Raw genomic sequence first — 26,517 nt, 5'->3', positions numbered from 1 at the left:
GTGTTGCTCAAATTTGTATTATTTGCGTTTGCCCGAAATACGGCACCAGTTTTCTTCACGTTTATCGACATCTAATATATCAAAAAATTTATAATAAATGTTAGAAACATCAGTAACTTGCTCTTCAATTACACCTGCAAGTGCGAACTCGCCCTCAGATTTAATTAAAGTTGCGAATTCAGACGCAAGCATCATTAGTGGGCCAGCAAGAATATTAGCAACAAGAACGTCCGCTTGTTTGCCTTGAAAGGTTTCATTAAATTCTTCTGGTAAGCCAACATATAAATGATCTAGAACACCATTCAAGTCTGCATTTTGCTTAGTGGCAAGAACAGCTTGAGGGTCAATATCAGTCGCATATACTTTTTTAGCACCCAATAATAAGGCTGCAACACCTAAAATACCTGAGCCACAGCCATAATCGATGACAATTTTATCTTTAACATCTGTTTTACCTAACCATTGTAAGCAAAGGAATGTACTGGCATGATTACCTGTACCAAATGCTAAACCTGGATCAAGTTTAATATTTACAGCATCAGCTTCAGGTGCTTCCATCCATTCAGGTACAATCCAGAATTTTTCGCTAATTTGAATCGGTTCGTACGCATCCATCCATGTACGTTCCCAAGCTTGATCTTCAAGGAATTCATAATTTAAAGGAGAGTCAGGCATTTGCGCACGAATAAATGTTTCTAAGGCAGCAACATCAATTTCATCATCATCTTCTTGTGCATAGATTCCTGTCACAATGACTTTATTCCAAAGTGGCGTTTCACCTGGAAGTGGTTCAAGCAAGTCCTGATTTTCAGCGTCATCTAAAGTAACACTGACTGCACCTAGGGAGTTTAGTAATGTCTCAGTAAAATCGACTTGAGCTTGATCAACAGTAATATGAATTTGTAACCACTTCACGAGAAAAACCTAATTTATTTACATCAAAGCGCTATTGTAGCGGAATAGACTGAGCTACGCCTACTGATTGAAACTGAAAAAATAAAAGAATGAGTTGAGTCATTCTTTTATAGCTTCTAAGTTTTTAAAAGAATAAAAAGACTAAGAAGAGCTTACACCACTTATTACGGGATCTTTTGTTGCGAATTTATTGAGTAATGTGCCAAAAATAGCAGCGAAAACATACATGAAAATTGAATAAACAGCAGCAGGCATTGCAACAGTAGAATTTGCCATTACGGTTAAAGCAATAGTCATTGCAAGTGTACTGTTATGAATTCCAATTTCAAATGCACAGGCACGTGCTTGAGCGGAATTAATGCCTAAAAAGCGTGGTACAAAATATCCGATGATTAAGCTACAAATACAGAATATAACGGTAGCGAGACCGACTTGAGTTAAATATTCTAAAATTTGATGACGCTCTTTAGTAATAGCACCAATGATGATCAAGATCAAAAAGACCACAGCAAAAATACGTAAGGGTTTATTCAGTCTTTCAGTGAAGTGGGGTGCAAAGTGTCGAATCAGCATCCCAATACATACAGGGATAATAATAATGCTAAATACTTGTAAAATTTTACTTAGTTGCAGGCTAATTTGTTGCCCATCATTCATAAAATGCTGAATGGCAAAATTGACGATTAAAGGTAATGTAAAAGCAGCAATCACTGAGTTAATTGCAGTTAATGTTATGTTGAGTGCAATATCTCCTTTAAAGAGATAGCTGAATAAATTGGCAGTACTTCCCCCAGGGGATGCAGCGAGAAGCATTAGCCCCACTGCAAGTAAGGGTGGTAAAGCCAAAACTTTACAAATAATAAAAGCAATACTCACTAAGACAACCAACTGACAAAACAATGCAATTAATACTGCTTTTGGATGTTTGGTGACTCGAGCAAAGTCTTTTGGAGTAAGTTCAAGCCCAAGTCCAACCATAATAATGGCAAGTGCGAGGGGAAGTAATATGGTAATAATCCCTGAATCCATATTTTTGTCCTTAATTGTATGAAGTTATATAAATTGTTTTGTTATTGTTTGAATATATGTGTTTTTTTTAAACATGCAAATGAATATTGCATGTAATTTATGAAATAGTGGTGATAAGACATATTTGTAAAAGAATAACTTAAAGAAGAGTTGAATTTTGTTTTACTTATTTTTATTGAATTTAGATGAATGATTTTAGTGAAGAGAGTGTTTATCATTTTTATAGAATTGTACTTTATCTCTTGACTCATTAAAGGCATATAAAAGTGCTTATTCAGTTATAACCACTTTTATATGTACTTATTTACTATTCAGCTAAGATGATTACTTAGGCATAGGTGGTGTGAATTGTAACTTGCCATTGGCATTGGGTTGGCATGAGCCATTAAATGTGACGCCTTTATAGCTATAAGACACCCATTCACCTTCTTTTTTCTTACTACATGCTTTTAGTTCCAATTGAGTTTCAATATTTTGTGGTTCAGCTTTTTTTGCCTTGGTTTTGTGTTCTGCTGCGTTAGCAACTCCAATACTCAACAAACAGATAAGTGAAGTTGAAAACGTCTTTAGCATGATATTTTTCATTTCAGAGTCCTTTTATTGATTAATTATTACTTTGATAAGAGATACATTTTTGAGTCTAAGCACTAACAGCTTAAAACTTAATCTATTTTTATCATGTATTTCTAACTATATATGTCACACAGTGTATGAAGTTGTGAATTTTATGTAGACAGTTTTGAAAAAATAGCATAAGGCATCTAATTTTTTTGCTATAATATGCAGTCATTTTTTTTAGTATCTTTGAGCTATGCATTATCCTAAAGTTTACGATGTCATTGTTATCGGTGGCGGTCACGCAGGTACGGAAGCAGCACTTGCTGCGGCGCGTATGGGTCGACAGACTTTACTTCTGACTCATAACATTGAGACTTTAGGGCAGATGAGCTGTAACCCTGCGATTGGTGGTATTGGTAAATCTCACCTTGTTCGTGAAATTGATGCTCTTGGTGGTGCAATGGCTTTGGCTGCCGATAAAGGTGGTATCCAATTCCGTATTCTAAATTCACGTAAAGGCGCAGCTGTTCGTGCAACTCGTGCGCAAGCTGACCGTATCCTTTATAAAGCAGCCATTCGTGAAACTTTAGAAAATCAAGCCAATTTAGATATTTTCCAACAGGCTGCGGATGATTTAATTCTTGAAGGTGATACTGTAAAAGGTGTCGTGACACAGATGGGGATTCGTTTTGAAGCGAAAACCGTGGTGTTAACTTCAGGAACATTCTTAGGTGGTATTATCCACGTTGGGTTGAATCAGTCTTCTGGCGGTCGTGCGGGTGATCCACCTTCAATTTCATTGGCGGCTCGTTTACGTGAATTGAATTTACCTGTTGGTCGATTAAAAACAGGTACACCGCCACGTATTGATGCACGTTCAGTTGATTTTTCAGTGATGACACCACAACCGGGTGATTTCCCATCGCCAACCATGTCATTTATGGGCGATGCTTCAATGCATCCTGAGCAAGTGAATTGCTACATTACACATACCAATGAACGCACTCACGACATTATTCGTGGTGGTTTAGATCGTTCGCCAATGTATACAGGTGTGATTGAAGGTGTCGGTCCACGTTATTGCCCATCGATTGAAGATAAGATTCATCGATTTGCAGATAAAAATTCACATCAAATTTTTCTTGAGCCTGAAGGCTTAACCACGCATGAATTGTATCCAAATGGTATTTCAACTTCTTTACCCTTTGATGTTCAGTTTGAATTGGTTCGCTCAATGAAAGGGATGGAGAATGCACATATTCTTCGTCCGGGTTATGCTATTGAATATGATTATTTCAATCCACAAGCTTTGAAATTCTCTTTGGAAACCAAAGCCATTAATAACTTGTACTTTGCAGGTCAAATTAACGGTACAACAGGTTATGAAGAAGCGGGCGCTCAAGGTTTACTTGCGGGTCTAAATGCTGCTCGTCGTGCGTGGGATCAGGAACAATGGACACCAAAACGTGATGAAGCGTATATGGGGGTATTGGTTGATGATCTCATCACTTTAGGTACGAAAGAACCGTACCGTATGTTTACCTCGCGTGCAGAATATCGTTTGATGTTACGTGAAGACAATGCCGATCAACGTTTAACGGCTATTGGTCGTGAAATGGGCTTGGTTGATGATGAGCGTTGGGCATCTTACTGCGAAAAAATGGAAGCTGTTGAGAAAGAAACCAGTCGTTTGCAACATTTATGGGCTGCGCCAAACAATCCAATGGGTAAAAAATTCGTTGAGATGACAGGTGCAGATCTTTCTAAAGAATGTTCTGCGATTGATTTGTTAAAACGTCCCAATATTAATTTTGCACAAATTGCTGAATTGACAGATTCAGAGGTTACGCCTTTTGTGGGTGAACAAATTGAAATTGCGGTGAAGTATGCAGGCTATATCAATCGTCAGCATGAAGATGTTGCACAGATGAAGCGCCTTGAAGATACTAAAATTCCTGCCGATTTTGATTATGACATCGTGTCAGGTTTATCGCGTGAAATTACTTTGAAGCTGAAAGATGTACTGCCAGAAACTTTGGCGCAAGCAAGCCGCATTCCGGGGGTGACACCAGCAGCAGTTCAATTGGTGATGATTACAATTCGTAAAAATGCCCAAGTGAAAAAATCAGCTTAATTTTTAAAGTTGTAAAAAACCCGCTGAGTGCGGGTTTTTTTATGGGCCTACCATACCATTGAGATACAAATCAGGATAACCATCATTACTTAGTTTAAATTGATTGAAATCCACTGTTAAATTGATTGGATTGTATGAAATTTTTTGGAGATTAGTCTTACTTTCACTATTCCAAATACTAAGAGGGTAAATTGACATAGAAGGTGTGTACCAGACCTCTTTAACATTATCATTTATAGTTATTATATACAGAAGATTTTCATGGATAGATTTGGAAGTCGCGAATCCTTGGATATTATGATTCGTAAATGAGAAGAATTTAAAATTAGGATGTGTCATTGGAATATCTTGATTCTGGTCAGAAATTCTATATGTCGCATTATATAGACCTGAGGTTGGTATCTTAACAATAGTTGGATTTTTTTGGAGTTGCCCCAAAATTGAACCAGATAAAATCAAAGTATTTTTATCATAATTATAAATTTTAGCTTGGTTGAAAATAACTTTACTATTTCCTGTTTTATGATCTATTTCTAAAGAAATATTGTCACAACTCGGCTCTTGTTCATCGCCACAAGAAAATACATCAGATAATTCTGGGATTTTAGTCTCTATCCATAATTGCATTTTTGAAGGCTTATTTTTTAAAGCATCAAAATAAACGATAAGAGAATAGTCATGATCCGTTTTAAAATTATAGGTGAGTTGATAGTTTTGTGACACGTTATCATTATTAAGATCAATTAATTGAGTGTAGCTATAGATGGGTTGAGTGTCATCTGTACTTGTAGTTTCCACTTTTAATGATTTTGGTTGTGAATTTTCCTCAGTTATTTGTATAAGTGAAGCTATCGCATTGACTCTAGGTGGTGTTTCTTTCGCAGAATCGGAATGATCATCCCCGCAAGCAGTCAGTAATATTGGAATAAAAATTAGAGGAGATAATATTTTAAGCATATGATTGCCATTGTTAGATTTTTAATATTGATTAACAATACATGAGTTTAAACTTAGATACATTAAAAAAAGGATAAAGTTGTTTGAATATATATATATATTGTCTTTATGGCACTATAGTGTAATCAGAATCAATAGATTTTCAAAAATGACAAAACAAGACAGAATTAAAGGCGCTATTTACGGCTTACTTATCGGTGATGCAGTTGGTGTACCTTAGGAGTTTAACTTCCAGAGCAACTTCCTGAATATGCTCAATCTCATGTTACACATGCACATTTACGTGCCAAAATTTGCTGTGCACTTTATTGCTTATGAGCACGATATATTTTAAAAGATATGGAAATTAATAGTGTGTGGGATAAAGCGGTTTCGATTTTACGATAAATTTTTCAAAATAAAGATGCTGAATTGGAACAGTTAGAGGAATACATTCGACCTGATGAACTCGATAATGTTACAGGAAGTGGTTACGTCGTTGATTGTTTAAAATCAGCAAGATATACCTTACAGCAAAATAATTACCAAGATGTGATTAAAACAGCAATATCATTAGGTCGTGATACGGATACAATAGCATGTGTCGCAGGTGGTATCGCAGGATTATATTATGGTTTCGAAGCCATTCCTGAAAAATGGATTGAACAGTTAAAAGGAAATGGTTGATCCTTTGATTAAGCAGTTATTTACTCGTCATTAAATAGTGTTGAGTTTAAGTTAGGGAATTATAAATAAGAAAATTGCAAAATTTTTCTGTAGATAGAATTTAAGTATACTACCATAAAAAATAACTTTCTTAAAAAATAAGAGATTGATAAAAATAGATAATATTCTTATATATTCGAATTTTTTATGTGGAAATTAGTTTGTAGAGATTATTTTATCAGTGCTTTTTTATTTTTAAAATATAGAATCCCGACTATTGTCGTGCTATTTCCTTAAACAGATTAAATCCACAATACATTTGCAAATTAAATCAATGTTTACGGTTTGCATTTTATTGATGGAGATCAATCATGGCACATACAGACACTGGAAAATTACAGAAATTCTTAACCGTATTTTTGTGCTTCTGGGTTGCCTTTTTTGAAGGTTTTGACCTTCAAGCACCAGGCATCGCAGCAAAAGGAATCGCAGCGACATTTGACTTAGATCAAGTACAAATGGGGTATGTGTTTAGTTTAGGCGTCTTTGGTATGCTTTTTGGAGCATTCTTTGGTGGGCGTATTGCTGATTATTTAGGGCAAAAAAAAGTATTAATCCTTTCCATTGCAATATTTGGCGTGTTTTTTAGCTTATCTGCAATCGCACCTAATATTGAAATTATTTACATCTCGCGCTTTCTGACAGGTCTTGGTTTAGGTGCTGCAATGCCCACCATGATTTCAGTGGTAGGAGATGAAGCAACAGAAGCCAATCGCGGTAAGTTAAATAGCTTGATGTATTGTGGATTACCTGTTGGTGCAATATTCGTGGCAGGATTGGGCATTTACTTTCCAAACATCCAGTGGCAAACCTTATTTCTGATTGGTGGATTAACGCCGTTAGTGCTTATTCCATTCATGATATTCATCTTAAAAGATAAGAAAAAAGAACAAATAGAATTAGGCGATCAAGCTGTTCCTGTGATGACAGAAATTTTATTTAAAGAACAGCGTTATAAACAAACATTACCACTCTGGGTAAGTTTCTTTTTTACCTTAATGGTGAACTATATTTTAATTAGTTGGTTACCAAATCTATTAATGGAACAAGGTTTAGAAAAAAGCCAAGCATTTACGGTAATGTTAGTTTTCCAAATCGGTGCAGTTATAGGAACTTTGGCTTTAGGGTATTTACTCGATCGCTTAAAGCTTTGGCAGATGGCAATCATTATTTATACAGGTTTATTTATTGCAGTTTGCATTCTATTTACAACCAAATCGATTCCATTACTGATTTTTGCAGGTGTAATCGGTGGGATTTTCTCTACTGGTGGGCAATCGATTCTTTACGGTATTTCACCAATCTTCTATTCACAAGCAGGCAAAGTTACTGGTGTTGGAAGTGCTATTTCTTTAGGTCGCTTAGGTGCGATGACTGGACCATTATTAACAGGTAAAATTTTAGCTTTGGGTCTAGGAACGACAGGAATTCTTATCGCAAGTGCCCCAGGAATTGTGATTTCAGCAATTGCAGTAACAGCATTATCGCGTTATAAGGCATCAAAGAAAGAGTCATAAAGCCAGTAGTAGAAGTATAAAAAGTAGCTTTTATTGAGGCTAATTTTTTATTTTTAAGATAAAATTATTCAAAAATATATTTAGTAAAAATAAAGAAAAGTGCTGCTCATTTAATTATTTCTCAGTAAGGGAAATCATGGTTATAGTCAATTTACTTTCAAAAAGAGGTGGAATACTATGACATTTAAATCGATTCGTTATAACGCAGGTGAGCTAGCATGCTGTGCCATGTAACTTATTTACTCAATATTCATGTTGTATTTTTGGGGACGGTACAACATGAATTCACTTTATTTAGCGATAATAATAGACATCTTTATAAATATTAATCATTTTTTTTATTTTTCCTTTTAGGAGAATGAAAAGGCTTTATGTCAGAAGTCTAAATATTTAGAAAAATAATCAAAATTTAGAGAGCTATTTAGCTCTCTTTTTTTATTCTATTTCATGCACAGCATTAAATACTTCAATCGGTTCAATTCGAACAATTTTTTTACCAAAGCTTCTTAGCCACCAGACCAATTGAGAGGTAAAAGGCACCATAGCACTTACTTGGAATAGTTCATTATTCAGTTGTTGAATTTTTTGATCTTTACTGAGTTGGCTTTCGGTAAAATGTTGCGCATCATCTTCGTTCATCACCAATTTTAGCTCAATCGTTTCAGTCGGCTTTGAAAAATCAACACGAAAACCAAGTGCGCCTGAATCAATATATGCATCAATATCAAAATTGACAGGATGTAAAGCGCGTGTATCCAAAACAGTCGCCGACTTAAAACGATGTAATGCAAACGTTTGAACTTCAGACTTATCAAAACGAGTGCAAATTAAATAAATGATTGCACCTTTTTGAACCAAACCGAGTGGATTTAAGGTATATGTTTTTTCTTCACCTAAATGACCACGTGCCCGATAAATACATTCAATTTGTTTATCTTGTAATAAACCTTCGTAGATTGCTTGTTGAGCTTGTTTTTCAACAACAGGTGGAATAACAGGCTGATTTGCAGGAACAATACGTACCCGATTAATCCATTGACGTACATTATTTTGAGTTGAAAGGCTACGCCGAGCTAAGTCAAACCATGGGTTCATTTCATCAATTAAGCTAGGCGGAAGCAAATGTTTTAAATGCTCTTCAACCATCATGAATGTGACAGCCTGAGAACTGGTCATATGCGGTAAGCTCTGAATTGGCGCATCAGAACGCCAACGCCAACCTTGAGGTACTGTTTTATTACTTTCAATTGGGAAACGTTGAGAAATTTGATTGAGATCACGCTGAATCGTTCTTAGACTAATTTCTATGCCTTCACGTTCTAAAGTTTCTTGTAATTCACGTGTGCCCATCCACTTTCCAGTAGAAAGGCGAGACAGAATCTGCCATTGGCGATAGAGACTATTGGAGGTTTCTTTTTCTTGTGAGGACATAATTTAAATAAAATCAAGTAGGTTGTAATATGTGGCGGAAGCCAGTTCACACAATAAAAAATATAGCATCAATGCGCAAGGGTAATTGCGTAAATCTCTCATTATATTTTCCGTTATAGCAAATGATCGTTTCAGGATTAAACCTCTCTTCAATCCATTTCATCATTTGGCATTATTATTGCTTTGTAATGTATGCAGTTCAATAGATCGATAACAAAAGAAGAGGTTTGTATGCTTAAAGATATAAATACAAATTTAGAGAGCGGGCACCCTTTATTGTCAATGGATAGCCTTGTAATTGAAGAACCTGAAGTAAACGCTCCTCAAATGCATTCAACCACCATAGAAAAGAATTCAATCCACTTGTTTGAACAATTTAAATCGCAATTTTTTAATGAGTTGGTTGATGATCAGGCTTTACCGAAAGAGACGACAGAAAAAATTGAGTTTTGGTTAGCACAGCATAGTTTAGAGGAATTACATCAATTAAATGGACATGCCAAAAAACATTTCTTATATGAGGGGATTACCTTTGCTGTATATGGTGAGTCCTCTGGAATAGAGCGAACCATTCCTTTTGATCTTATCCCACGAGTAATTGCGAAACAGCAATGGAATAAAGTTGCAGCAGGCTGTACGCAACGAATTAAAGCTTTAAATCTATTTTTACATGATATTTATCATGGGAAAAATATTTTAAATGATCAAGTGATTCCTGAGTTGCATGTCCTGACGCATGATGCATATCAACCCCATATGATTAAGCATCAGTTAAATGGAGGTATCTATAGCCAAATTAGTGGCATTGATATTGTTCGTGATCGTACAGGTGAGTTTTATGTATTAGAAGATAATCTGAGAACTCCATCTGGTGTCTCTTATATGCTTGAAAGTAGAAAAATGAGTAAGCAGTTGATGCCAGATTTATGCCGAAATCATGTGCAAAATATTGAGCACTACCCACAGCTTTTACGTGAAATATTGGCTGAAAATGCTTATGTAAATAGCCCTTTTATAGTGGTGCTTACACCTGGGCGTTACAACAGTGCATATTATGAACATGCTTTTCTTGCAAGGGAAATGGATGTGCCTTTAGTGACATCACGTGACCTTTTTGTAGAAAACAACAGGGTTTATGTCAAAACAGTCCGAGGACGTCAGCAAGTTGATGTAATTTATAGAAGATTAGATGACGCCTTTATTGATCCACTGGCATTCAAACCAGACAGTACTTTGGGTGTGGCAGGATTAATGTCAGCTTATCTACAACATAATGTTGTGATTGCGAATGCACCAGGTACAGGGGTTGCTGATGATAAATCAATTTATCCTTATGTCGATAAAATGATTGAATATTATCTAGGTGAGCAAGCAATTTTAAAGAATGTTCCAACATATCAATGTCGTGATTGCGATGATTTAGATTATGTTTTGGAAAATTTAGAAAGTTTGGTGGTGAAAGAAGCACAGGGTTCGGGTGGTTATGGCATGTTAATTGGCCCTCAAGCAACTGAGCAACAAGTTGAAAGTTTTAGAGAGAAACTAATCACAACACCACATGCTTATATTGCCCAACCGACTTTAGATTTATCCGTTGTACCCACGTTGTCTGATTGTGGAATTGCTGAACGTCATATTGATTTAAGACCGTTTGTTTTATGTTCGCCGTATAGAACTGAAATTGTACCAGGAGGTTTGACTCGAGTTGCAATGCAACAGGGTTCATTAGTTGTAAATTCTTCACAAGGTGGAGGAATTAAAGATACATGGGTCGTCGATCACTTGCATGTTTAAATCCAAACAAAAGGGGAAGAAAATGATTTTATTAAGTTCAAATGCACAACATGTTTTTTGGTTAGGTCGTTATTTAACGCGTATTCAATATCTATGTAATCAATTTCCATTTAAAAGTAATGAAAATGCATTGCAGTATGCGCATGCATTTTGTCTGCCTGCTTTTGATGCAGATTCTTTAAATGAATTGATTCTAGATCAAGTACAGCCATCATCTTTTCATCGACAATTTCAAAATGCAAAAAATAATATTCATGATTTACGCGGTATTTTATCAGCTAAATCCTTTGCTGAATTAAATCAATTACTGTCTCAAGCGGAACAAAATCCTGCACTTATTTGTGATGTTGCTGGTGAATGCAATGATGTGCTAGAGGCAGAAGAGGAAACCACTGTATTTTTATTTTTTAGTTTAGGGCAAAAATTAGAAGAGTTAGATCGCCAAATTCGCTTAAAGCAAGATAGGCAGAAAACATTGATTGATATTCATCATTTAATGGGTGCATTGCATGAACTTGGTTGGGACAGTCTTGCTGAGGTCTGGGAAAAGCTCAAACAAAGTCCAGATAGTATGAATTTTTATCATTTCAGCGACCATATGCAGTTACTTTTTGAGGTGGATACATTATGAAGCTCATGATTAACCACCAAACCCATTATCAATATACTGAATTGGCCTCACAAAGTATTCAATATATAAAAATGAGCCCTCAAACCAATATTCATCAGCAGGTACATTCATGGGATGTGAGTGTGCCGGGGCAAAAACAAGTGACCAAAGATGTTTTTGATAACCTTTGGATTACCAGTACGCAAAACTTTGATTATCAAAATTTAATGATTATGGCACAAGGGGTTGTTGAAATTGATACTTCAAATCAGTTGGGTATAGAGGGAGGCTTGTCCCCGATTCAGTTTTTACAACCGACACCAACGACATACTGTAATTTAGAAATGTTGGAATTTGCTCAGAAATATGTGACTCAAATTTCAAAAGAAAAGCTGATTAATTTGGCAGAAGCCTTACTGGTTCACATGCCTTATATCTCATTGAGTACATCGGTAAGTCATACCGCTATTGAATCATTTGAAGCAAAACAAGGGGTCTGTCAGGATCATAGTCATGTGTTTATAGCGATGTGCAAGGCACTTGGGATACCTGCGCGTTATGTTTCAGGTTATTTATTTGTTCCAAACACATCACATTTAGCAAGTCATGCATGGGCTGAAGTTTTTATTGATCAGGCATGGCATTGTTTTGATATTAGTAATCAGTTATTTCAACCCAGTTCACATATTTATGTGGCGATTGGTCGTGATTACTGGGATGTTGCACCTGTTCGTGGCATGCGAGCGAAAGGAGGATTGGAATCAATGTATTCTATTGTTCAGGTTCTGGCTTGTTAAAAAGCGAACATGTTTATACAATATTGTCAGAATATAAACATAAAAATGAAAGATGAAAAGGCAATATTATGACCTATTGTTGTGCGCTGAGATTAAAAGAAGGTTTGGTTTTTATTAGTGATACACGTACAAATGCGGGAGTGGATCATATTTCAGTATTCCGTAAATTGTACACTTTTGGTCGTGAAGATGAGCGTTTCATCTGTATCCAAACCTCTGGAAATCTAGCAACCACGCAAGCGGTGATTGGGCATTTAGAAAATCATTTAGCACTCAAACAAGAACCCAATTTATATAGTGTAAATACTATGTTTGAAGTAGCAGGTTTGGTTGGGCAAACCTTAAGAAAAGTGATTGCAGATGTCACGGAAGATACTCAAGAACAAAGTAATTATTTCTGTAGTTTATTGGTGGGTGGTCAAATCAAGGGTGAGGAGATGCAGCTTTATAATATTTATCCTCAGGGGAATTTTATTTCTGCAAGCAGTGATACGCCGTATTTCCAGATTGGTGAAAGCAAATATGGTAAGCCAATTTTAGATCGAGCCTTAAGTTATGAAATGCCCCTTGACGAAGCCTTACGGTGTAGTTTGATCTCTTTTGATTCAACATTACGCTCTAATGTTTCGGTGGGGATGCCTTTAGATAGCATGATTTATGCAAAAGACTCATTTAAAAAACCGCAAGGGAAACGAATCAATGAAGATGAGCCTTATTTTCAACATATCAGTAAACAATGGTCTGAAACTTTAAGGCGAGGATTGCAAGACTTGCCAAAGCCTACCTCTGATTATTTTGAATAGTGATTAAGCAAATTTTATTGATATTCATCAACTCTTTATGTTTCTTCTATAAGCGGAAATTAGCCTGTTTTATACAAGATATTTATGATGATAAAGTACTAAAAATAAATTTTTAATGTTGTTATGCTTCTGAATTTACTTTATAAAATTAGAATAATAAATTTATCGAGCACCTAGAGGCTCGCTTATTGTTAGATGACTCAATTGTTAATGATGTTTAAGCGAGAATGAATAGGCTATAAATAGAGGCATACAATTTATTATTCTTAATCTTTTTGAAAAATGATTCTTGTAGATAAAATTTAAACACATTGAATATTAAAAGTAAATTCAGCAGGGGAAGGCATGTTTCAGCTTTGTTATTCAAGTAAAACCACATCTTTAGATCATACAATATTGAATGATCTGAGAGATATTTTGGGTGAAGCGCGCGATTTTAATGTCAGACATAATATTCATGGTGTGTTGTATTTTTCGGATGAATATTTTTTTCAATGTTTGGAAGGAGATGAAGCGATTATAGAAGCCTTATTTCAGAATATCCAAAAAGATCGACGCCACCAAGAAGTGAAATTATATAAAACTAAAAAAATTGAAACAGCTCATTTTAATCAATGGTCAATGAAATATGTAAATCGTAAAAGCCATTTACACCATTATTTTAAACAAAAGGGTTTGGATGGACTTTCACTGATTAAACTGACAGATGACGAGTTGCCTCATTTATTAAAGTTACTTTATGAAATAGATCAAGATTCTCTATAAAATAAAAAATCCAAGTCATAGCTTGGATTTTTTATTTTTAAATTGGATTATTTACGACTGGGTCTATTACTTAAGCGACAAAGTAATTCGTAGCCAATGGTGCCATTGGCTTCAGCAACATCATCGACTAAGCGTTGTTTGCCCCAAAGCTCAACTTCAGTTCCTAAGGTTATCTCTAAATCAGTCACATCAATCGCAATCATATCCATCGCAACACGACCAATCACACATCTTTTCTGACCATGAATCACAACATAGTTTTGTTGAATAAAAGCACGTGGATAGCCATCACCATAACCAATTGAAACAATGGCAATATTCATTATTTTATCTGCAATGAATGTAGAACCATAACCCACGGATTCACCTGCTTGAATGGTATTCAAAGCAATAACCTCAGCAGTAAATGTCATGACTGGGCGAATATCTAAATCATGTGCAGACAGGTCTGCAAAAGGCGAAGCGCCGTACAGCATAATTCCAGGGCGGACAAAATCAAAATTGAGTTCAGGCCATTTAAAAATTGCTGCTGAATTACAGCATGAAGCTAAAATAGGTGAGCAAGCTTGTTTGACTTGTAGAAATTGATTTTTCTGTTGTTCATTTAATGGGTGATTTTCTGTATCAGCATTGGCAAAATGCATTGCGAGGACACAGTCAAAACCTTCAGCTTTCAGTAAATGAATGACATCAATAATTTCTGCAAATTTGAAACCTAAACGGTTCATGCCGCTATTAAGTTTGACCCAAACTTTTAAATTTTTTGCTAAATATAATTCTTTATGTGCAAGTAACCATTTAATTTGTGGTTGGTGATGCACAATCACTTCAAGATTATTATTAATCACCACATTCATTTCATCTTCGGAAAAAACCCCTTCAATGAGTGTAATCGGTTGAGCATAGCCTAATGCTCGAATTTCTAAGGCTTCTTCTAAGCAGGCGACACCAAAGGCATCCGTAGAACTTAAGGCTGCCAGACAGTCTTTGATTCCGTGTCCGTAAGCATTGGCTTTGACCATACTGACGACTTTTGCAGTTGGTGCAAGTTGTTTAACACGGTTTAAATTATATTGCAGTGCTTCTCTGTCAATATGAACTGTAGCTTGGCGCACCCTGATGGACTCCTTTGAAGGAATAAATTCTAAATAATGTCATTTATTGGTTATACACGATATTTTAAGGCAATAAAATTGAGTCTAAACCCTTGTTCAGCCTTAATATATAGGTGGGTATTGTATGCCTATCATTTATAAATAAACATCAACATTTATGTTTTTAATCATTTACCTGTTTTGCATCGGTAAATTTTTTGGTTATTGGAATATTCAGAAAATTTAAAGTATGCAACGTATTTAGAAGAAAACTAAAAATTAGAATATAGACATAGTCACTTTGTGCTCAATACAATTTGTATAACATTGAATCTTTATTTTTATCACTATTTCGTAATAGGATGAAATTAAGGGTGTCTAGCAAAATAAAGTTCAACGTTTGGAGGTTATATGGGTACATGGTCGCACGAACCATTTGGTAATGATCAAGCTTGTGATTGGGCTGCTGAATTAAAAGAAAGTTCAGGTTTTAGTGCAATTGAAGAAGCATTTGATCAGGTGATCGCTGGAAAAGATGAAGATTTTATTGATGCCGATGTTGGATGTATTGCACATGCAGCAGCAGAAGTACTTGTGCAAATTTTAGGACAGAGTACAGAAGATCTAGAGTTTTTAGGTGGTGTAAATCAATGGATTGCTAAACTATCAGAAAAGCCATCTGCTACACTCATTCAGAAAGGCGTACTTGCTTTAGATTTATTAACTCAAGAAAATTCAGAACTAGATGAGTTGTGGTTAGATTCAGACGATCATGTAGAATGGATTGCAAACTTAGATACATTAAAAGAAATACTACAATCTAAATTATGATTGTTTTTCTCTTGTGCAAATATAAAACGGACATATAAATGTCCGTTTTATATTTTTAAAATCACTTAAAAATTATTCATCATCTTGATATTGAGCATAATATTCAGGGGATAAGTTACTGAAACGAGTATATTGACCTTCAAAGGCAAGGCGTACACTACCAATTGGCCCATTACGCTGTTTACCAATAATAATTTCAGCGGTACCTGCTTCTTTAGACTCTTTGTTATAGACTTCATCGCGATAAATAAACATGATTAAATCGGCATCCTGCTCAATTGCACCCGATTCACGCAGATCTGACATCACAGGACGTTTATTTGGGCGATTCTCAAGAGAACGGTTGAGCTGAGAGAGTGCAATTACTGGGCATTTCATTTCTTTTGCTAAAGCTTTTAAGCTTCTTGAAATTTCACCAATTTCACCCACACGGTTATCACCCATGCCAGGAACTTTCATTAACTGAAGATAATCGACCATAATACAACCCAATTTACCACCATGTTGTTTGGCAATACGTCGCGCACGCGCACGTAACTCGGTTGGTGGAAGGGCAGATGAGTCATCAATATACAAATGTTTTTCTTGAAGCTGCAAAATGGTTCCTGTGACTTTAGACCATTCGTCACCATCCAATTTACCTGAACGTAAATGACCTTGATGGACTTTTCCGTATGCAGAAATTAGACGCATGGCAATAGAATCTGCGGGCATCTCCATCGAGAATACTAAAGCAGGTAAATCACAGTTAAATAAAACACTTTCTACAAGGTTCATGGCAAAAGTTGTTTTACCCATAGATGGACGTGCAGCAACAATAATCATGTCGCCTGCTTGCATTCCAGATGTTTTATTGTCTAATTCTAAGAAGCCAGTGGTTAAACCAGTAATGTTACCTTCCATTTGAGAAAGTTCATTTAACTTATCAAATACATCTGCGACGACAGAAGAAATGGCTTTAGGGCCTTGTGCTTTAGCATTGTTATTATGTTGTTCTGCTATCGAGAAAATATTGGTTTCAGCCAAATCTAGAATATCACTAACTTCACGACCTTTAGTGTCATAAGCATTTTGTAGAATTTCATTGCCAACTTTAATCATACTTCTTAAAGTGGCAAATTCTTTAATTTTAGTGGCATAGGTTTCTAAATTATAAAAACTAGATGGAGAATCTGCCATCAATTGCATTAAATATTCTTCGCCACCAACAGCATCTAATAAGTTTTGTTTAATCAGCCAATCGTTGACCAATACTGCATCATAAGGCGAGTTTTCTTGTGCAAGTTTTTCAATGGCACGGTAAATATATTTATGGCGTGTCGCATAAAAATCATTTTCTTGCAAAGTATCATTAACTTGCTCAAACGACTCAGCTACAGTCATTAATGCAGCAAGCACAGCCTGTTCAATCGCCAAATTATGTGGCGGTGTACGAAATTCTTTGAGCTGTGCAGAGTCAGTTGATTTTGCATCAGTTTTAAAGGTATTTGTAGAAGCAGTGGCAGTTGCCTGAGACATATAAAACCTTGATTTTTAATTAAACAATAAGAAGTAAATCAGTTATGACTCATCTTAATTCAAAAGTCATAAAGTATCTAATAGAGAAATAGCAGATAAGTAACAAAGATCTATCTTGTCATAATAATGGGGGCTAAAGCTAAATTTTAAAGATAAAAAAAGAGCATGCAAAAGCATGCTCTTTTTTAGGCAAGAAGTTACTCAGATACGATAGTAACGAGAACTTCAGCAGTAACATCATGGTGCAATTGGATTGCGATGTTAAATTCGCCAGTGTGACGAAGTGCACCGTTCGGTAAACGAACTTCAGCACGGTCAACAGTAAGACCAGCATTTGTCAACGCGTCAGCGATATCACGAGTACCGATAGAACCGAATAATTTACCTTCGTCACCAGCTTTCGCAGTGATTACGATATTTACTTCGTTCAATTGGTCAGCACGTGCTTGAGCAGAAGCTAAAATATCAGCTTCTTGTTTCTCAAGATCAGCACGACGAGCTTCAAAAGCAGCAGTGTTTGACTCAGTCGCAGCAACTGCTTTACCTTGAGGGATAAGGAAGTTACGGCCGTAACCAGCTTTAACTGAAACTTTATCGCCTAATTTACCAAGGTTCTTAATGCGTTGTAATAAAATAATATCCACAGCTCAACCTCACTTATGATTGTCAGTGTAAGGGATCAAAGACAAGTAGCGAGCTTGTTTAATAGCAAGCGCTAATTGACGTTGGTAACGAGCTTTAGTACCTGTAATACGGCTAGGAACAATCTTGCCATTTTCAGTGATGTACTGTTTTAAAGTATCGATATCTTTGTAGTCGATGTACGTAACTTTCTCTGCTGTAAAGCGGCAGAACTTGCGACGACGGTAAAAACGTGCCATTGATTGTTCTCCTTATGCTTCAGCAGAATCTTGAGCTTGTTGTGCTTCTTCACGTTGAGCTTTACGCGCACGTTTTTCTTCAGCACTCTTAGCAAGTAAAGACTCTTCAGTGATAGCGTTTTCACGACGGATAATCACATTACGAAGGATTGCGTCGTTATAACGGAACAATTCTTCTAATTCATTAAGCGTAGTTTGACCACATTCAACATTCATTAAAATGTAGTGCGCTTTATGGATTTTGTTAATTGGGTAAGCCAATTGGCGACGGCCCCAATCTTCAAGACGGTGAATTTGACCTTCAGCATCTTTGATGTGAGAAATGTAGCGTTCTACCATTCCCACAACTTGATCGCTTTGGTCTGGGTGTACCAGAATTACGATTTCGTAGTGACGCATTGTCAGCTCCTTACGGTTTATACAGCCTCAAACTTTTTAAATAAAATTTGAAGCAAGGAGTCACAACCAAACATATATTTGATTGAGCCGCAAAAATTGCGAGCGCTTATTATAGGAAAATTTCGACCTAAACACAATTTAATATTTAACTATTTATTATACAGTCACTTTTATTCGAAATTATCGTAAAAATTGGAAGCTGATATTTTACACAATAAAAACTGACATTTGAAATGTGAATCTTTAGATTCTAAACAAATAAAAAAGAGCAATGATGATGAAAAACTATAGTACAGAAAAATTTGAAACGATCGAATCTTATATCGAAAACCCTACTGCTGATTTTTATAATGATGTCTTTGATGGTCGTTATGACATTGTTATGGTGGTAGATTGGCGTGAAGAGGATGAAGAAATTATCAATTATTGTGAAAATATTTTAGAAACTGGACATTTATTTGCAGAACTTGAAGACACTGATAATAAACAGGGTTTTAGCATTACAATTCAGTATGGTGAAAAATCTTTATTGATTCCATATTTAGGCGAAGGCTCTGATCGTGATACGACATTATTGTCACTAAATGAAATATTACAGCCTGACTATGAAATTCGTTTTTGTAAGATCTCGTATAGAAGTGATACTTTACAATTAATCCCTTTACCTAAAATGCTGTGGCATCGTTTGGACATGAGATATGCTGCGAAAATGGATGAATTGTTTGGTCGTTTTGAAAAGGATTCCGAATTTTTTGGAAAATGATTGAAGATCAATATTAGTGCCTCAATAAAAATACCACATAACCTTTAAAGTTTGAGTCGGAATCCAGCTTCAAGTTTGAATTCCATTCCCCATGTTGCACCAATCCAATTTTATAAGGGAGTTTCATTGCTGAAACTTTCTTTAAATAGGTTTGATAGTTTGCAATGGTGGTTGAGCCTTGATAGGTTTGTATTACAAGCTCACTAATATTTTCTCTAAAAAGCCTAAGCGTTTCAATATCCTGAATATTGGTCCAATCCATTAACCCTGTAATACTTAATTGGTATTTCTGAGGAAGTTGCTTGCGAATTTTTTCAAGAAAAAGGGCGTAGTCTTTTAAATTTTTAGTTCGCGCATCGAAGTCAATTTGTATACCTTGAATTTGATTTCCAGAGTTTTCCCACTGCTTTATTCTTTGTAAAATTTGCTTTAATTCATCATCATTCCAGTTTAAATGATGGTTGCGAAAGACTAACCAAACTTTCTGATGCGGGATTTGCAGTAGAGTAATGCCTTGAGGAATAAAAACGGATTGCTTCGTTTGTTTTGAGACGCGGATTTCACCCTGCAAAATATACAGTTCTTTGGCTTTGGATAAATAAGGGGCAGTTGTAATATTGCCCCAAATCCAAAAGCTAGAATAGTCATTTGCATCAACAGTGGTATTGCTATTTTTTTGATTTAAAACTGCAGATTGACTTGGCTGAGATGCTTGTAAATTCAAACATAAACAGAACACGAAAAAAAGTGCATAAATCTGTTTTAGCATCATTATTTATCCTAACCGCTATTGTAAATTATTTAATAATATTCAGCATCTTGCATAAGAATTTATAAAATTTTACCTTTCATCTTTAAAATATATGAGTAGGAGATATGCAAGATACTTGTGATTTACCAATAATACTTTAAAGACTTTGCCCAATTGGTATTTGGGTAATCCTGCTTAATTTGATCAAACCATTGTTTACGCACAGATTTAGAAACGTCTTTATCACTGCAGTCATTATTGCCACTGGGTGAATAACACATGATGGCACGATAAAGTGCATAGGCTTGGATTTCACCTTTTGGACCATTTTTAATTATGTTTTTATAGACTTGACCACGCGTAAATACTGTACCTTTAAATCCAGAATGATCGACGTCGCCACTCCAGTTGTTTGAATAATAGGCTTTTGGTGCGCGAATATATTCACCCATACAAATATTGAATAAAGGGTCTTTAGGTGATTTTTCTAATTGCTGAGTCAGTGTTGTTAAATTGGCACATTTTAATTGCGGTGTAATTGTTATTCCACTCCAAATAAAATCTGCAAAGGGAGGTTTATTTTTTAACTTTTCAATACTTTCATAGCCTTTGTATTGGGTAAAATCATGAGGTAAATAAGCATAAGATTGATTAAATAAAGTGTAATTTTGATGATTCAATGCTTTATTTAACAGTATAAAAATAGCCGCCTGTTTTTGATCTATTGTGCTTTGATTGGACTGGATAAATTTTTGTAAGGATGCTTCATTGGCTTTATAAACAATAAAATGCTTTTGTAAATTAAGCTGACTGATTTGAGGATTTTTACCCAAGAATGGCGTGATATCTTGCTTTGAATTTAAATGATTTGCCAATGCCGTTTCAAATAGTCCACGTTGATTGCTATTTTTAGCTTTGGATAATTGTTGAGCCCAATATTGTTCGGCTTGAGTTTTATTAATCCTTTCTAAAATTTGACCTTTTAGAAAACTCTGACTGAATTGTAGGTATGGATTGGCGTGGCTTGAATCAGGGAGATAGCTTGATGCTTCTTGTGGTTTTTTCTGAACATAAAATAATTGCACAGCTTGTAAATATTTGAATAATTCAGGTTGTGACTTAAAATAATCTTTTTGAGCGTTTAATTGATTCCAGGTCAGCGGATGGAAATCTTTATCAGATTTTTCACGCATTTGCATTAAATCATAAGTGGCTAAAAAGAAAGGATCTTTTAAATTTTTTACATCAAAATATTGGCTACTGAATATGCGACGATCAATTTCAGCAGGCAGATTGTTTATCTCAATATTGTAATATTTTGATTTTGGATTATTCAGTTGCCAGACAATTTCGTTCACGAATAAATCTTGACGACCTATAAGCCAAAAACCTCGGCGCATGAAACCTCGTGCACTAGCAACATATTGACCATTAGGATAAAGCTTTAAATAAGTCGTGATATTGTCTAAAAATTGTTTGAGTAAGTTTTTATTGATTTTGTCGAGATCAACATCCCCATATTGATTCATTCCAGTTGCATACGCAGAATTGAGTACACTGCGGATTTGCATATATTGCGAAGTTTCTTTTAGCCAAGCATCATCTACATTGCTCAATACGGCATAAATTTTATTTGCTGTGGAAAAGTTAGCATTGTAAAAAGAAATACTCGCATTGAGATAAGACGCATATTGGCGAGCGGTTGCAGACCAATTTGGGTCAATATTCAAGAGGGCAGTTTTTATAGAGCAGTCGCTGAGTTTATTCCGTTCATTAATCAATACTTGCTTTTCAATTGTTGAAATATTTTTATTGGAATTTACTTGTTGAGTAAATGTTTCTTTGCTTATTTCAATGGTTGAACAACGTTCTTCATAATTGCTCACATCAGATGGATTAAAAGCACGTTGGTTGAGGATTTTATTTTCAGCAGTAAGGCTATCTACTGGAAAAGGCACATTGCCATAAACAGCATCCCATAAATTAGAATCAGGCTTTGGTGATTGAATTGTGGCAACACCAAGATCACTGAGTAATAAATACATATTGGTGTGATTGTCATTACCTGGAATTAAAACAGGAAGGTTGTTGCAAGGATCATAAATTGAACCACCATCTAAGCTTTCAGAAGGACTACATTGTTGTTCAAAGCCTGCATGCGTAACAGTGCTATAAGAAATACTCAATGGTAAAAATGTGCTTAATAGTGCTTTGATGAGGAAGATATTTGCTGATTTCATGATGCTTTAAATGTTGTAATTATTAGAGCTATCATAACAATTGAATTACTGATGAAGCATCATCAATTTAAAAAAATTATGAAAAACTTAGAGAGTATTTAAAATGCTAGAAGTGAAATAAAATATTTCGAATCGAGAGATGGTCGTTGTGAAAAACAGAATAAAAAAAAGATAGAGGAGACCTCTATCTTTTTTAGAAAATTGGAAGGTGTGGTGCAGGGGATATGTAACTAAAACTGAAGCTAATACTTAAAGCTGTAATTAAAATCACAGAGTATAAGAAATAGCGTTTAGCCCATACTTGATCATTTTCAGCTTTAAATCCAATAATTGATAAATATAACCAGTAAGCACTTAATGCATTAAACAGGATGACAAAAACAATATTGGTATAGCCAAAGCAATACAAGCCATTTAAAACAGCAGCAAATAATATAACGTAAATTAAGCATTCCACTTTAGTGCGAAATATTGAACGTGCTACAGGTAAAATTGGAATTCCTGCATTTTTATAGTCATCGAAACGGTAAATTGCGATTGCCCATGAGTGAGGCATTTGCCAAAGCGCATACGCCAAAAACACAAGTAAAGCCGCAACATCAAATTCATGCGAAACCGCGGTATAACCAATCACAGGTGGACTTGCACCTGAAATACTACCAATAATGGTTTGATGAATAGAAGTCCGTTTGCTCCAAAGACTATACAACACCACATAAACCACAAAGCCGAGCACAGCAAAACCAAATGCGTAGGCGTTGACGAAAAACCACAGTAAGCCAAAACCAATTAAACCAAGAACTGCAGAAAAAACTAAAGCAACCGTTGGACTAATGGTTTTTTTGACTAGCGCACGATTCATTGTGCGTTGCATTTTTTGGTCAATGTCTTGATCTATGACGTTATTGACAACACAGCCTGAGGCAACAACAAGCGTTGTACCTAAGAGTGTAATAAATAGTAAGAGGAAGTCTACAGAACCTTGAGCGGCTAAGAAAAAGCCGCCCAAAGTGGTAACGAAGTTACCGAAGAGAATTCCTGGCTTAGTCAGGAATAAATATTTCTTCAAAATGACACCCAGTTTAGAGCATCATGTTTGAATGTAGATAATTCATAATCCATACAGAACCAATGAGCAGTACTGCAATCGTTAGAATTGTATAAATGAATGCAATCACATTCCAACGTTGTTCAGAAGATGAATTCATGTGCAAGAAGAAAACTAATTGTACAAGAACCTGAGCAACCGCAGTAATGGCAATCGTAGCAAACACTAAACCGCGATCAAAACCTCCAGTCATCACCATCCCGAAAGGGATGATGGTAAGAATAACTGAAAGAATGAAACCGATTGTATATTGCTTTACGTTACCGTGCGAAGCACCAGCAGCATTATGGTCGTTACTCATTATACAGCTCCCAGTAAGTAAACTACGCTGAATACACAGATCCATACGATGTCAAGGAAGTGCCAGAACAAGCTTAAACAAGCAAGACGACGAGTGTTTGCAACAGTCAAGCCGTTTTTCTTGATTTGGTACATGAGGATGATCATCCACACCAAACCAGACGTTACGTGAATACCATGCGTACCAACTAAGGTAAAGAACGCAGATAAGAACGCACTGTGGCTTGGACCATGTCCAGCATGAACTAAATGATTAAACTCATAAAGTTCCATACCAATGAACGATGCACCAAAAAGGAATGTAACGATAAGCCATAAAATGACTTGGTTAACATTTTTCTTGTATGAAGCAAGTACTGCAAAACCAAAAGTCACAGAAGAGATAAGGAGAGCAAAAGTTTCCGTTAAAACGAAACCTAATGTGTCACCAAAAAGCTCTTTAGGGCTTGGTGTTCCAGCAGGAATATGACTGCTTAATACAGCGAACGCGATGAAGAGTGTACCGAATAAAATCAAGTCACTCATCAAGTAGGTCCAAAAACCAAAGACAGTGATGTCAGTATCATCATGATGATGATGGTCATCGTGTCCGTGGTTGTCGTGATGAAGTACTTCAGCCATATCTTTAGTCCTTCTTCAAGTGTTTTTCAAGTAAAGCATAACGTTCATTTTCGATACGTTCTACTTCAGCTGCAGGGACATAGTAATCAACTTTTTTAGTGAAAGAGCTGACGATGAAGCTGATAACAGCACCAAGGAAGCAAATCACAGCAAGTATCCAAATGTGCCAGATTAACGCGAAGCCCATTGTTGTAATGAACATTGCAATAACAAAACCAGCAGCACGGTCTGTAGGCATATGAATATCTTCATAATGCGTAGGACGAGCATATGCTACACCGTTTTCTTTGTCAGTCCAGAAACGATCAATACCGTTACCTTCTGGAACTTGTGCAAAGTTATAGAACGGAGCAGGAGATGAAGTCGACCATTCAAGTGTACGTGCATCCCATGGATCGCCAGTGTGATCCATATTTTCATTGCGTTGTAGGTAACCTACAATGATTTGCATTAAGAAACATGCAATACCGATTGCAACAAGAACAGAACCAAAGAAAGCAATCGCCAAATACGGATCCCATTCAGGGTTGTCATATGTATTCAAACGACGTGTCATACCCATGAAACCAAGGATATAAAGTGGGATGAATGCAAAATAGAAACCGAAGAACCAGAACCAGAACGATGCTTTGCCCCAAGTTTCATTCAACTTCCAGCCAAACATTTTTGGCCAGTAGAATGTAATACCCGCAAACATACCAAATACAACACCACCGATAATTACGTTATGGAAGTGAGCAATAAGGAAGAGTGAGTTATGTACTAGGAAGTCAGCTGGTGGAACAGCCATTAATACACCTGTCAAACCACCAATACCGAAAGTTACAAGGAAACCAAGTGTCCAGTACATTGGGGTTGTGAAGGTGATGCGACCTTTATACATTGTGAATAACCAAGAGAAGATTTTCACACCTGTAGGAATCGCAATAACCATGGTCATGATACCGAAGAACGCATTAACGTTGGCACCAGCACCCATAGTGAAGAAATGGTGAACCCATACAACGAACGCAAGTACTGTGATCGCGATGGTTGCATACACCATTGATTTGTAACCGAACAATGTTTTACGGCTGAATACTGAAGTTACTTCAGAGAAAATACCAAAAGCAGGTAAGATTAAGATGTAAACTTCTGGGTGACCCCAAGTCCAAATCAAGTTCACATAAAGCATTGGGCTACCGCCAAGCTCATTGGTGAAGAAGTGGAAATCGAAGTAACGGTCAAGCGTTAACATTGCAATTGTTGCTGTTAATACTGGGAATGATGCAACAATCAATACGGCTGTACAAAGTGCAGTCCAAGTAAAGATTGGCATATCCATCAAGCTCATGCCAGGCGCACGCATTTTAATGATGGTAACAAAGAAGTTAACACCTGTTAATAGCGTCCCTAGACCCGAGACTTGTAGTGCCCAAATATAGTAGTCAACACCGACACCAGGAGAATATTGAATGCCTGACAGTGGAGGGTAAGCCATCCAACCTGTTGCAGCAAACTCACCTAATACAAGTGAAACCATCATCAAACCAGCAGCACCAGCAAATAACCAGAAGCTAAGAGAGTTTAATAATGGGAAAGCAACGTCACGTGCACCAATTTGAAGAGGTACAACGATGTTCATCATACCAACAACAAGACCCATTGCTACGAAGAAGATCATGATTACACCGTGCGCGGTGAAGATCTGGTCATAATGGTCTGGATGTAAGTAACCTTCACCGCCACCTTTTGCAAGGAACAGTTGAAGACGCATCATAATCGCATCTGCGAAGCCACGAAGTAGCATCACAACAGATACAAGAATATACATGATACCGATTTTTTTATGGTCTACAGATTTAAACCATACATTCCACAGGTAGCCCCATTTTTTGAAATAGGTAATACCACCTAAAACAGCAATTGCACCAAGAGCCATCACGACCATTGTTACAAGTACAAGAGGCTCTTTTGGGATCGCATCCCAGTTGAGTTTTCCTAATAACAACATGTC

Annotated in this window: 24 protein-coding genes and 2 pseudogenes; 10 read left to right on the top strand and 16 right to left on the bottom strand. The window is 36.2% G+C overall.

The window, feature by feature from the left end; genetic code table 11:
- Positions 1-18: 18 nt before the first annotated feature.
- The 3 genes from prmA to B9T35_RS10550 all read right to left on the bottom strand — a co-directional run bounded on the left by prmA (position 19) and on the right by B9T35_RS10550 (position 2,529).
- Complete coding sequence (gene prmA, locus B9T35_RS10560; protein WP_086191072.1) at positions 19-915, bottom strand: 50S ribosomal protein L11 methyltransferase; 897 nt, start codon at positions 913-915, stop codon at positions 19-21.
- 141 nt (positions 916-1,056) lie between these two features.
- Positions 1,057-1,944 carry a bile acid:sodium symporter family protein gene (locus B9T35_RS10555; RefSeq protein ID WP_086191071.1) on the bottom strand — a complete coding sequence of 296 codons (888 nt, stop codon included), beginning with the start codon at positions 1,942-1,944 and terminating at the stop codon, positions 1,057-1,059.
- A gap of 324 nt (positions 1,945-2,268) precedes the next feature.
- A complete protein-coding gene (locus tag B9T35_RS10550; protein ID WP_086191070.1) occupies positions 2,269-2,529 on the bottom strand; it encodes a hypothetical protein in 261 nt (86 codons plus the stop codon).
- Positions 2,530-2,755: 226 nt separating this feature from the next.
- On the opposite strand from B9T35_RS10550, the gene mnmG reads away from it, so the two are divergent.
- Positions 2,756-4,636 carry a tRNA uridine-5-carboxymethylaminomethyl(34) synthesis enzyme MnmG gene (mnmG, locus tag B9T35_RS10545; RefSeq protein ID WP_086191069.1) on the top strand — a complete coding sequence of 627 codons (1,881 nt, stop codon included), beginning with the start codon at positions 2,756-2,758 and terminating at the stop codon, positions 4,634-4,636.
- Positions 4,637-4,675: 39 nt separating this feature from the next.
- On the opposite strand, the gene B9T35_RS10540 is transcribed toward mnmG, so the two are convergent.
- Positions 4,676-5,593, bottom strand: a complete 918-nt coding sequence (locus B9T35_RS10540) for a hypothetical protein (protein ID WP_086191068.1) — start codon at positions 5,591-5,593, stop codon at positions 4,676-4,678.
- A gap of 234 nt (positions 5,594-5,827) precedes the next feature.
- On the opposite strand from B9T35_RS10540, the pseudogene B9T35_RS18845 reads away from it, so the two are divergent.
- Positions 5,828-6,259 (top strand): annotated as a pseudogene (locus B9T35_RS18845) (ADP-ribosylglycohydrolase family protein); the annotation flags it as partial.
- Between the two features lie 350 nt (positions 6,260-6,609).
- Positions 6,610-7,815, top strand: a complete 1,206-nt coding sequence (mhpT, locus tag B9T35_RS10530; RefSeq protein ID WP_086191067.1) for a 3-(3-hydroxy-phenyl)propionate transporter MhpT — start codon at positions 6,610-6,612, stop codon at positions 7,813-7,815.
- Between the two features lie 435 nt (positions 7,816-8,250).
- Here mhpT and B9T35_RS10525 read toward each other — a convergent pair whose 3' ends face one another.
- Complete coding sequence (locus B9T35_RS10525) at positions 8,251-9,246, bottom strand: helix-turn-helix transcriptional regulator (RefSeq protein WP_086191066.1); 996 nt, start codon at positions 9,244-9,246, stop codon at positions 8,251-8,253.
- Positions 9,247-9,606: 360 nt separating this feature from the next.
- On the opposite strand from B9T35_RS10525, the pseudogene B9T35_RS10520 reads away from it, so the two are divergent.
- The 5 genes and pseudogenes from B9T35_RS10520 to B9T35_RS10500 all read left to right on the top strand — a co-directional run.
- Positions 9,607-11,040 (top strand): annotated as a pseudogene (locus B9T35_RS10520) (circularly permuted type 2 ATP-grasp protein); the annotation flags it as partial.
- Positions 11,041-11,062: 22 nt separating this feature from the next.
- The gene (locus B9T35_RS10515) at positions 11,063-11,671 is read left to right on the top strand and encodes an alpha-E domain-containing protein (RefSeq protein WP_086191093.1); all 609 of its coding nucleotides are present in this window, start codon (positions 11,063-11,065) and stop codon (positions 11,669-11,671) included.
- Entirely contained in the window at positions 11,668-12,447 is a 780-nt protein-coding gene (locus tag B9T35_RS10510; protein WP_086191064.1) for a transglutaminase family protein, read from the top strand. The genes B9T35_RS10515 and B9T35_RS10510 overlap by 4 nt, the downstream gene beginning before the upstream one ends.
- 68 nt (positions 12,448-12,515) lie before the next feature.
- Positions 12,516-13,250 carry a proteasome-type protease gene (locus B9T35_RS10505; RefSeq protein WP_086191063.1) on the top strand — a complete coding sequence of 245 codons (735 nt, stop codon included), beginning with the start codon at positions 12,516-12,518 and terminating at the stop codon, positions 13,248-13,250.
- Positions 13,251-13,595: 345 nt separating this feature from the next.
- Positions 13,596-14,015: a BLUF domain-containing protein gene (locus tag B9T35_RS10500; RefSeq protein WP_086191062.1), complete on the top strand. Its 420-nt coding sequence runs from the start codon at positions 13,596-13,598 to the stop codon at positions 14,013-14,015.
- 47 nt (positions 14,016-14,062) lie between these two features.
- Here B9T35_RS10500 and alr read toward each other — a convergent pair whose 3' ends face one another.
- A complete protein-coding gene (gene alr / locus B9T35_RS10495) occupies positions 14,063-15,130 on the bottom strand; it encodes an alanine racemase (protein WP_086191061.1) in 1,068 nt (355 codons plus the stop codon).
- 390 nt (positions 15,131-15,520) lie between these two features.
- Here alr and B9T35_RS10490 point away from each other — a divergent pair, with 390 nt between their 5' ends.
- Entirely contained in the window at positions 15,521-15,940 is a 420-nt protein-coding gene (locus B9T35_RS10490) for a DUF4259 domain-containing protein (RefSeq protein ID WP_086191060.1), read from the top strand.
- Between the two features lie 72 nt (positions 15,941-16,012).
- Here the strand turns inward: B9T35_RS10490 and dnaB are convergent, their stop codons facing one another.
- The 4 genes from dnaB to rpsF all read right to left on the bottom strand — a co-directional run bounded on the left by dnaB (position 16,013) and on the right by rpsF (position 18,738).
- A complete protein-coding gene (gene dnaB / locus B9T35_RS10485) occupies positions 16,013-17,458 on the bottom strand; it encodes a replicative DNA helicase (protein ID WP_086191059.1) in 1,446 nt (481 codons plus the stop codon).
- Positions 17,459-17,655: 197 nt separating this feature from the next.
- Entirely contained in the window at positions 17,656-18,102 is a 447-nt protein-coding gene (rplI, locus tag B9T35_RS10480) for a 50S ribosomal protein L9 (protein ID WP_086191058.1), read from the bottom strand.
- A 9-nt stretch (positions 18,103-18,111) separates the two neighbouring features.
- Entirely contained in the window at positions 18,112-18,339 is a 228-nt protein-coding gene (rpsR, locus tag B9T35_RS10475) for a 30S ribosomal protein S18 (protein ID WP_086191057.1), read from the bottom strand.
- 12 nt (positions 18,340-18,351) lie between these two features.
- The gene (gene rpsF, locus B9T35_RS10470; protein WP_086191056.1) at positions 18,352-18,738 is read right to left on the bottom strand and encodes a 30S ribosomal protein S6; all 387 of its coding nucleotides are present in this window, start codon (positions 18,736-18,738) and stop codon (positions 18,352-18,354) included.
- A 277-nt stretch (positions 18,739-19,015) separates the two neighbouring features.
- On the opposite strand from rpsF, the gene B9T35_RS10465 reads away from it, so the two are divergent.
- Positions 19,016-19,501 (top strand): hypothetical protein, encoded by a 486-nt coding sequence (locus tag B9T35_RS10465; protein ID WP_086191055.1) that lies wholly within the window; start codon positions 19,016-19,018, stop codon positions 19,499-19,501.
- Between the two features lie 13 nt (positions 19,502-19,514).
- Here the strand turns inward: B9T35_RS10465 and B9T35_RS10460 are convergent, their stop codons facing one another.
- From B9T35_RS10460 to cyoB, 6 genes are all read right to left on the bottom strand, one after another.
- Positions 19,515-20,270: a DUF3142 domain-containing protein gene (locus B9T35_RS10460; protein ID WP_086191054.1), complete on the bottom strand. Its 756-nt coding sequence runs from the start codon at positions 20,268-20,270 to the stop codon at positions 19,515-19,517.
- 125 nt (positions 20,271-20,395) lie between these two features.
- Positions 20,396-22,492: a hypothetical protein gene (locus B9T35_RS10455; RefSeq protein WP_086191053.1), complete on the bottom strand. Its 2,097-nt coding sequence runs from the start codon at positions 22,490-22,492 to the stop codon at positions 20,396-20,398.
- A gap of 193 nt (positions 22,493-22,685) precedes the next feature.
- The gene (gene cyoE / locus B9T35_RS10450; RefSeq protein WP_086191052.1) at positions 22,686-23,564 is read right to left on the bottom strand and encodes a heme o synthase; all 879 of its coding nucleotides are present in this window, start codon (positions 23,562-23,564) and stop codon (positions 22,686-22,688) included.
- A 10-nt stretch (positions 23,565-23,574) separates the two neighbouring features.
- On the bottom strand, positions 23,575-23,904 hold the full coding sequence (cyoD, locus tag B9T35_RS10445) for a cytochrome o ubiquinol oxidase subunit IV (RefSeq protein ID WP_171264264.1): 330 nt from the start codon (positions 23,902-23,904) through the stop codon (positions 23,575-23,577).
- Complete coding sequence (cyoC, locus tag B9T35_RS10440) at positions 23,901-24,521, bottom strand: cytochrome o ubiquinol oxidase subunit III (RefSeq protein WP_086191050.1); 621 nt, start codon at positions 24,519-24,521, stop codon at positions 23,901-23,903. The genes cyoD and cyoC overlap by 4 nt, the downstream gene beginning before the upstream one ends.
- Positions 24,522-24,525: 4 nt before the next feature.
- Positions 24,526-26,514 (bottom strand): cytochrome o ubiquinol oxidase subunit I, encoded by a 1,989-nt coding sequence (gene cyoB / locus B9T35_RS10435; RefSeq protein WP_086191049.1) that lies wholly within the window; start codon positions 26,512-26,514, stop codon positions 24,526-24,528.
- Positions 26,515-26,517: the final 3 nt, after the last annotated feature.

It is taken from the genome of Acinetobacter sp. ANC 3832, assembly GCF_002135415.1.
Lineage (GTDB): Bacteria > Pseudomonadota > Gammaproteobacteria > Pseudomonadales > Moraxellaceae > Acinetobacter.
The sequence above is the reverse complement of the archived record's forward strand: the minus strand, read 5'-3'. Positions and strand labels throughout refer to the sequence as shown.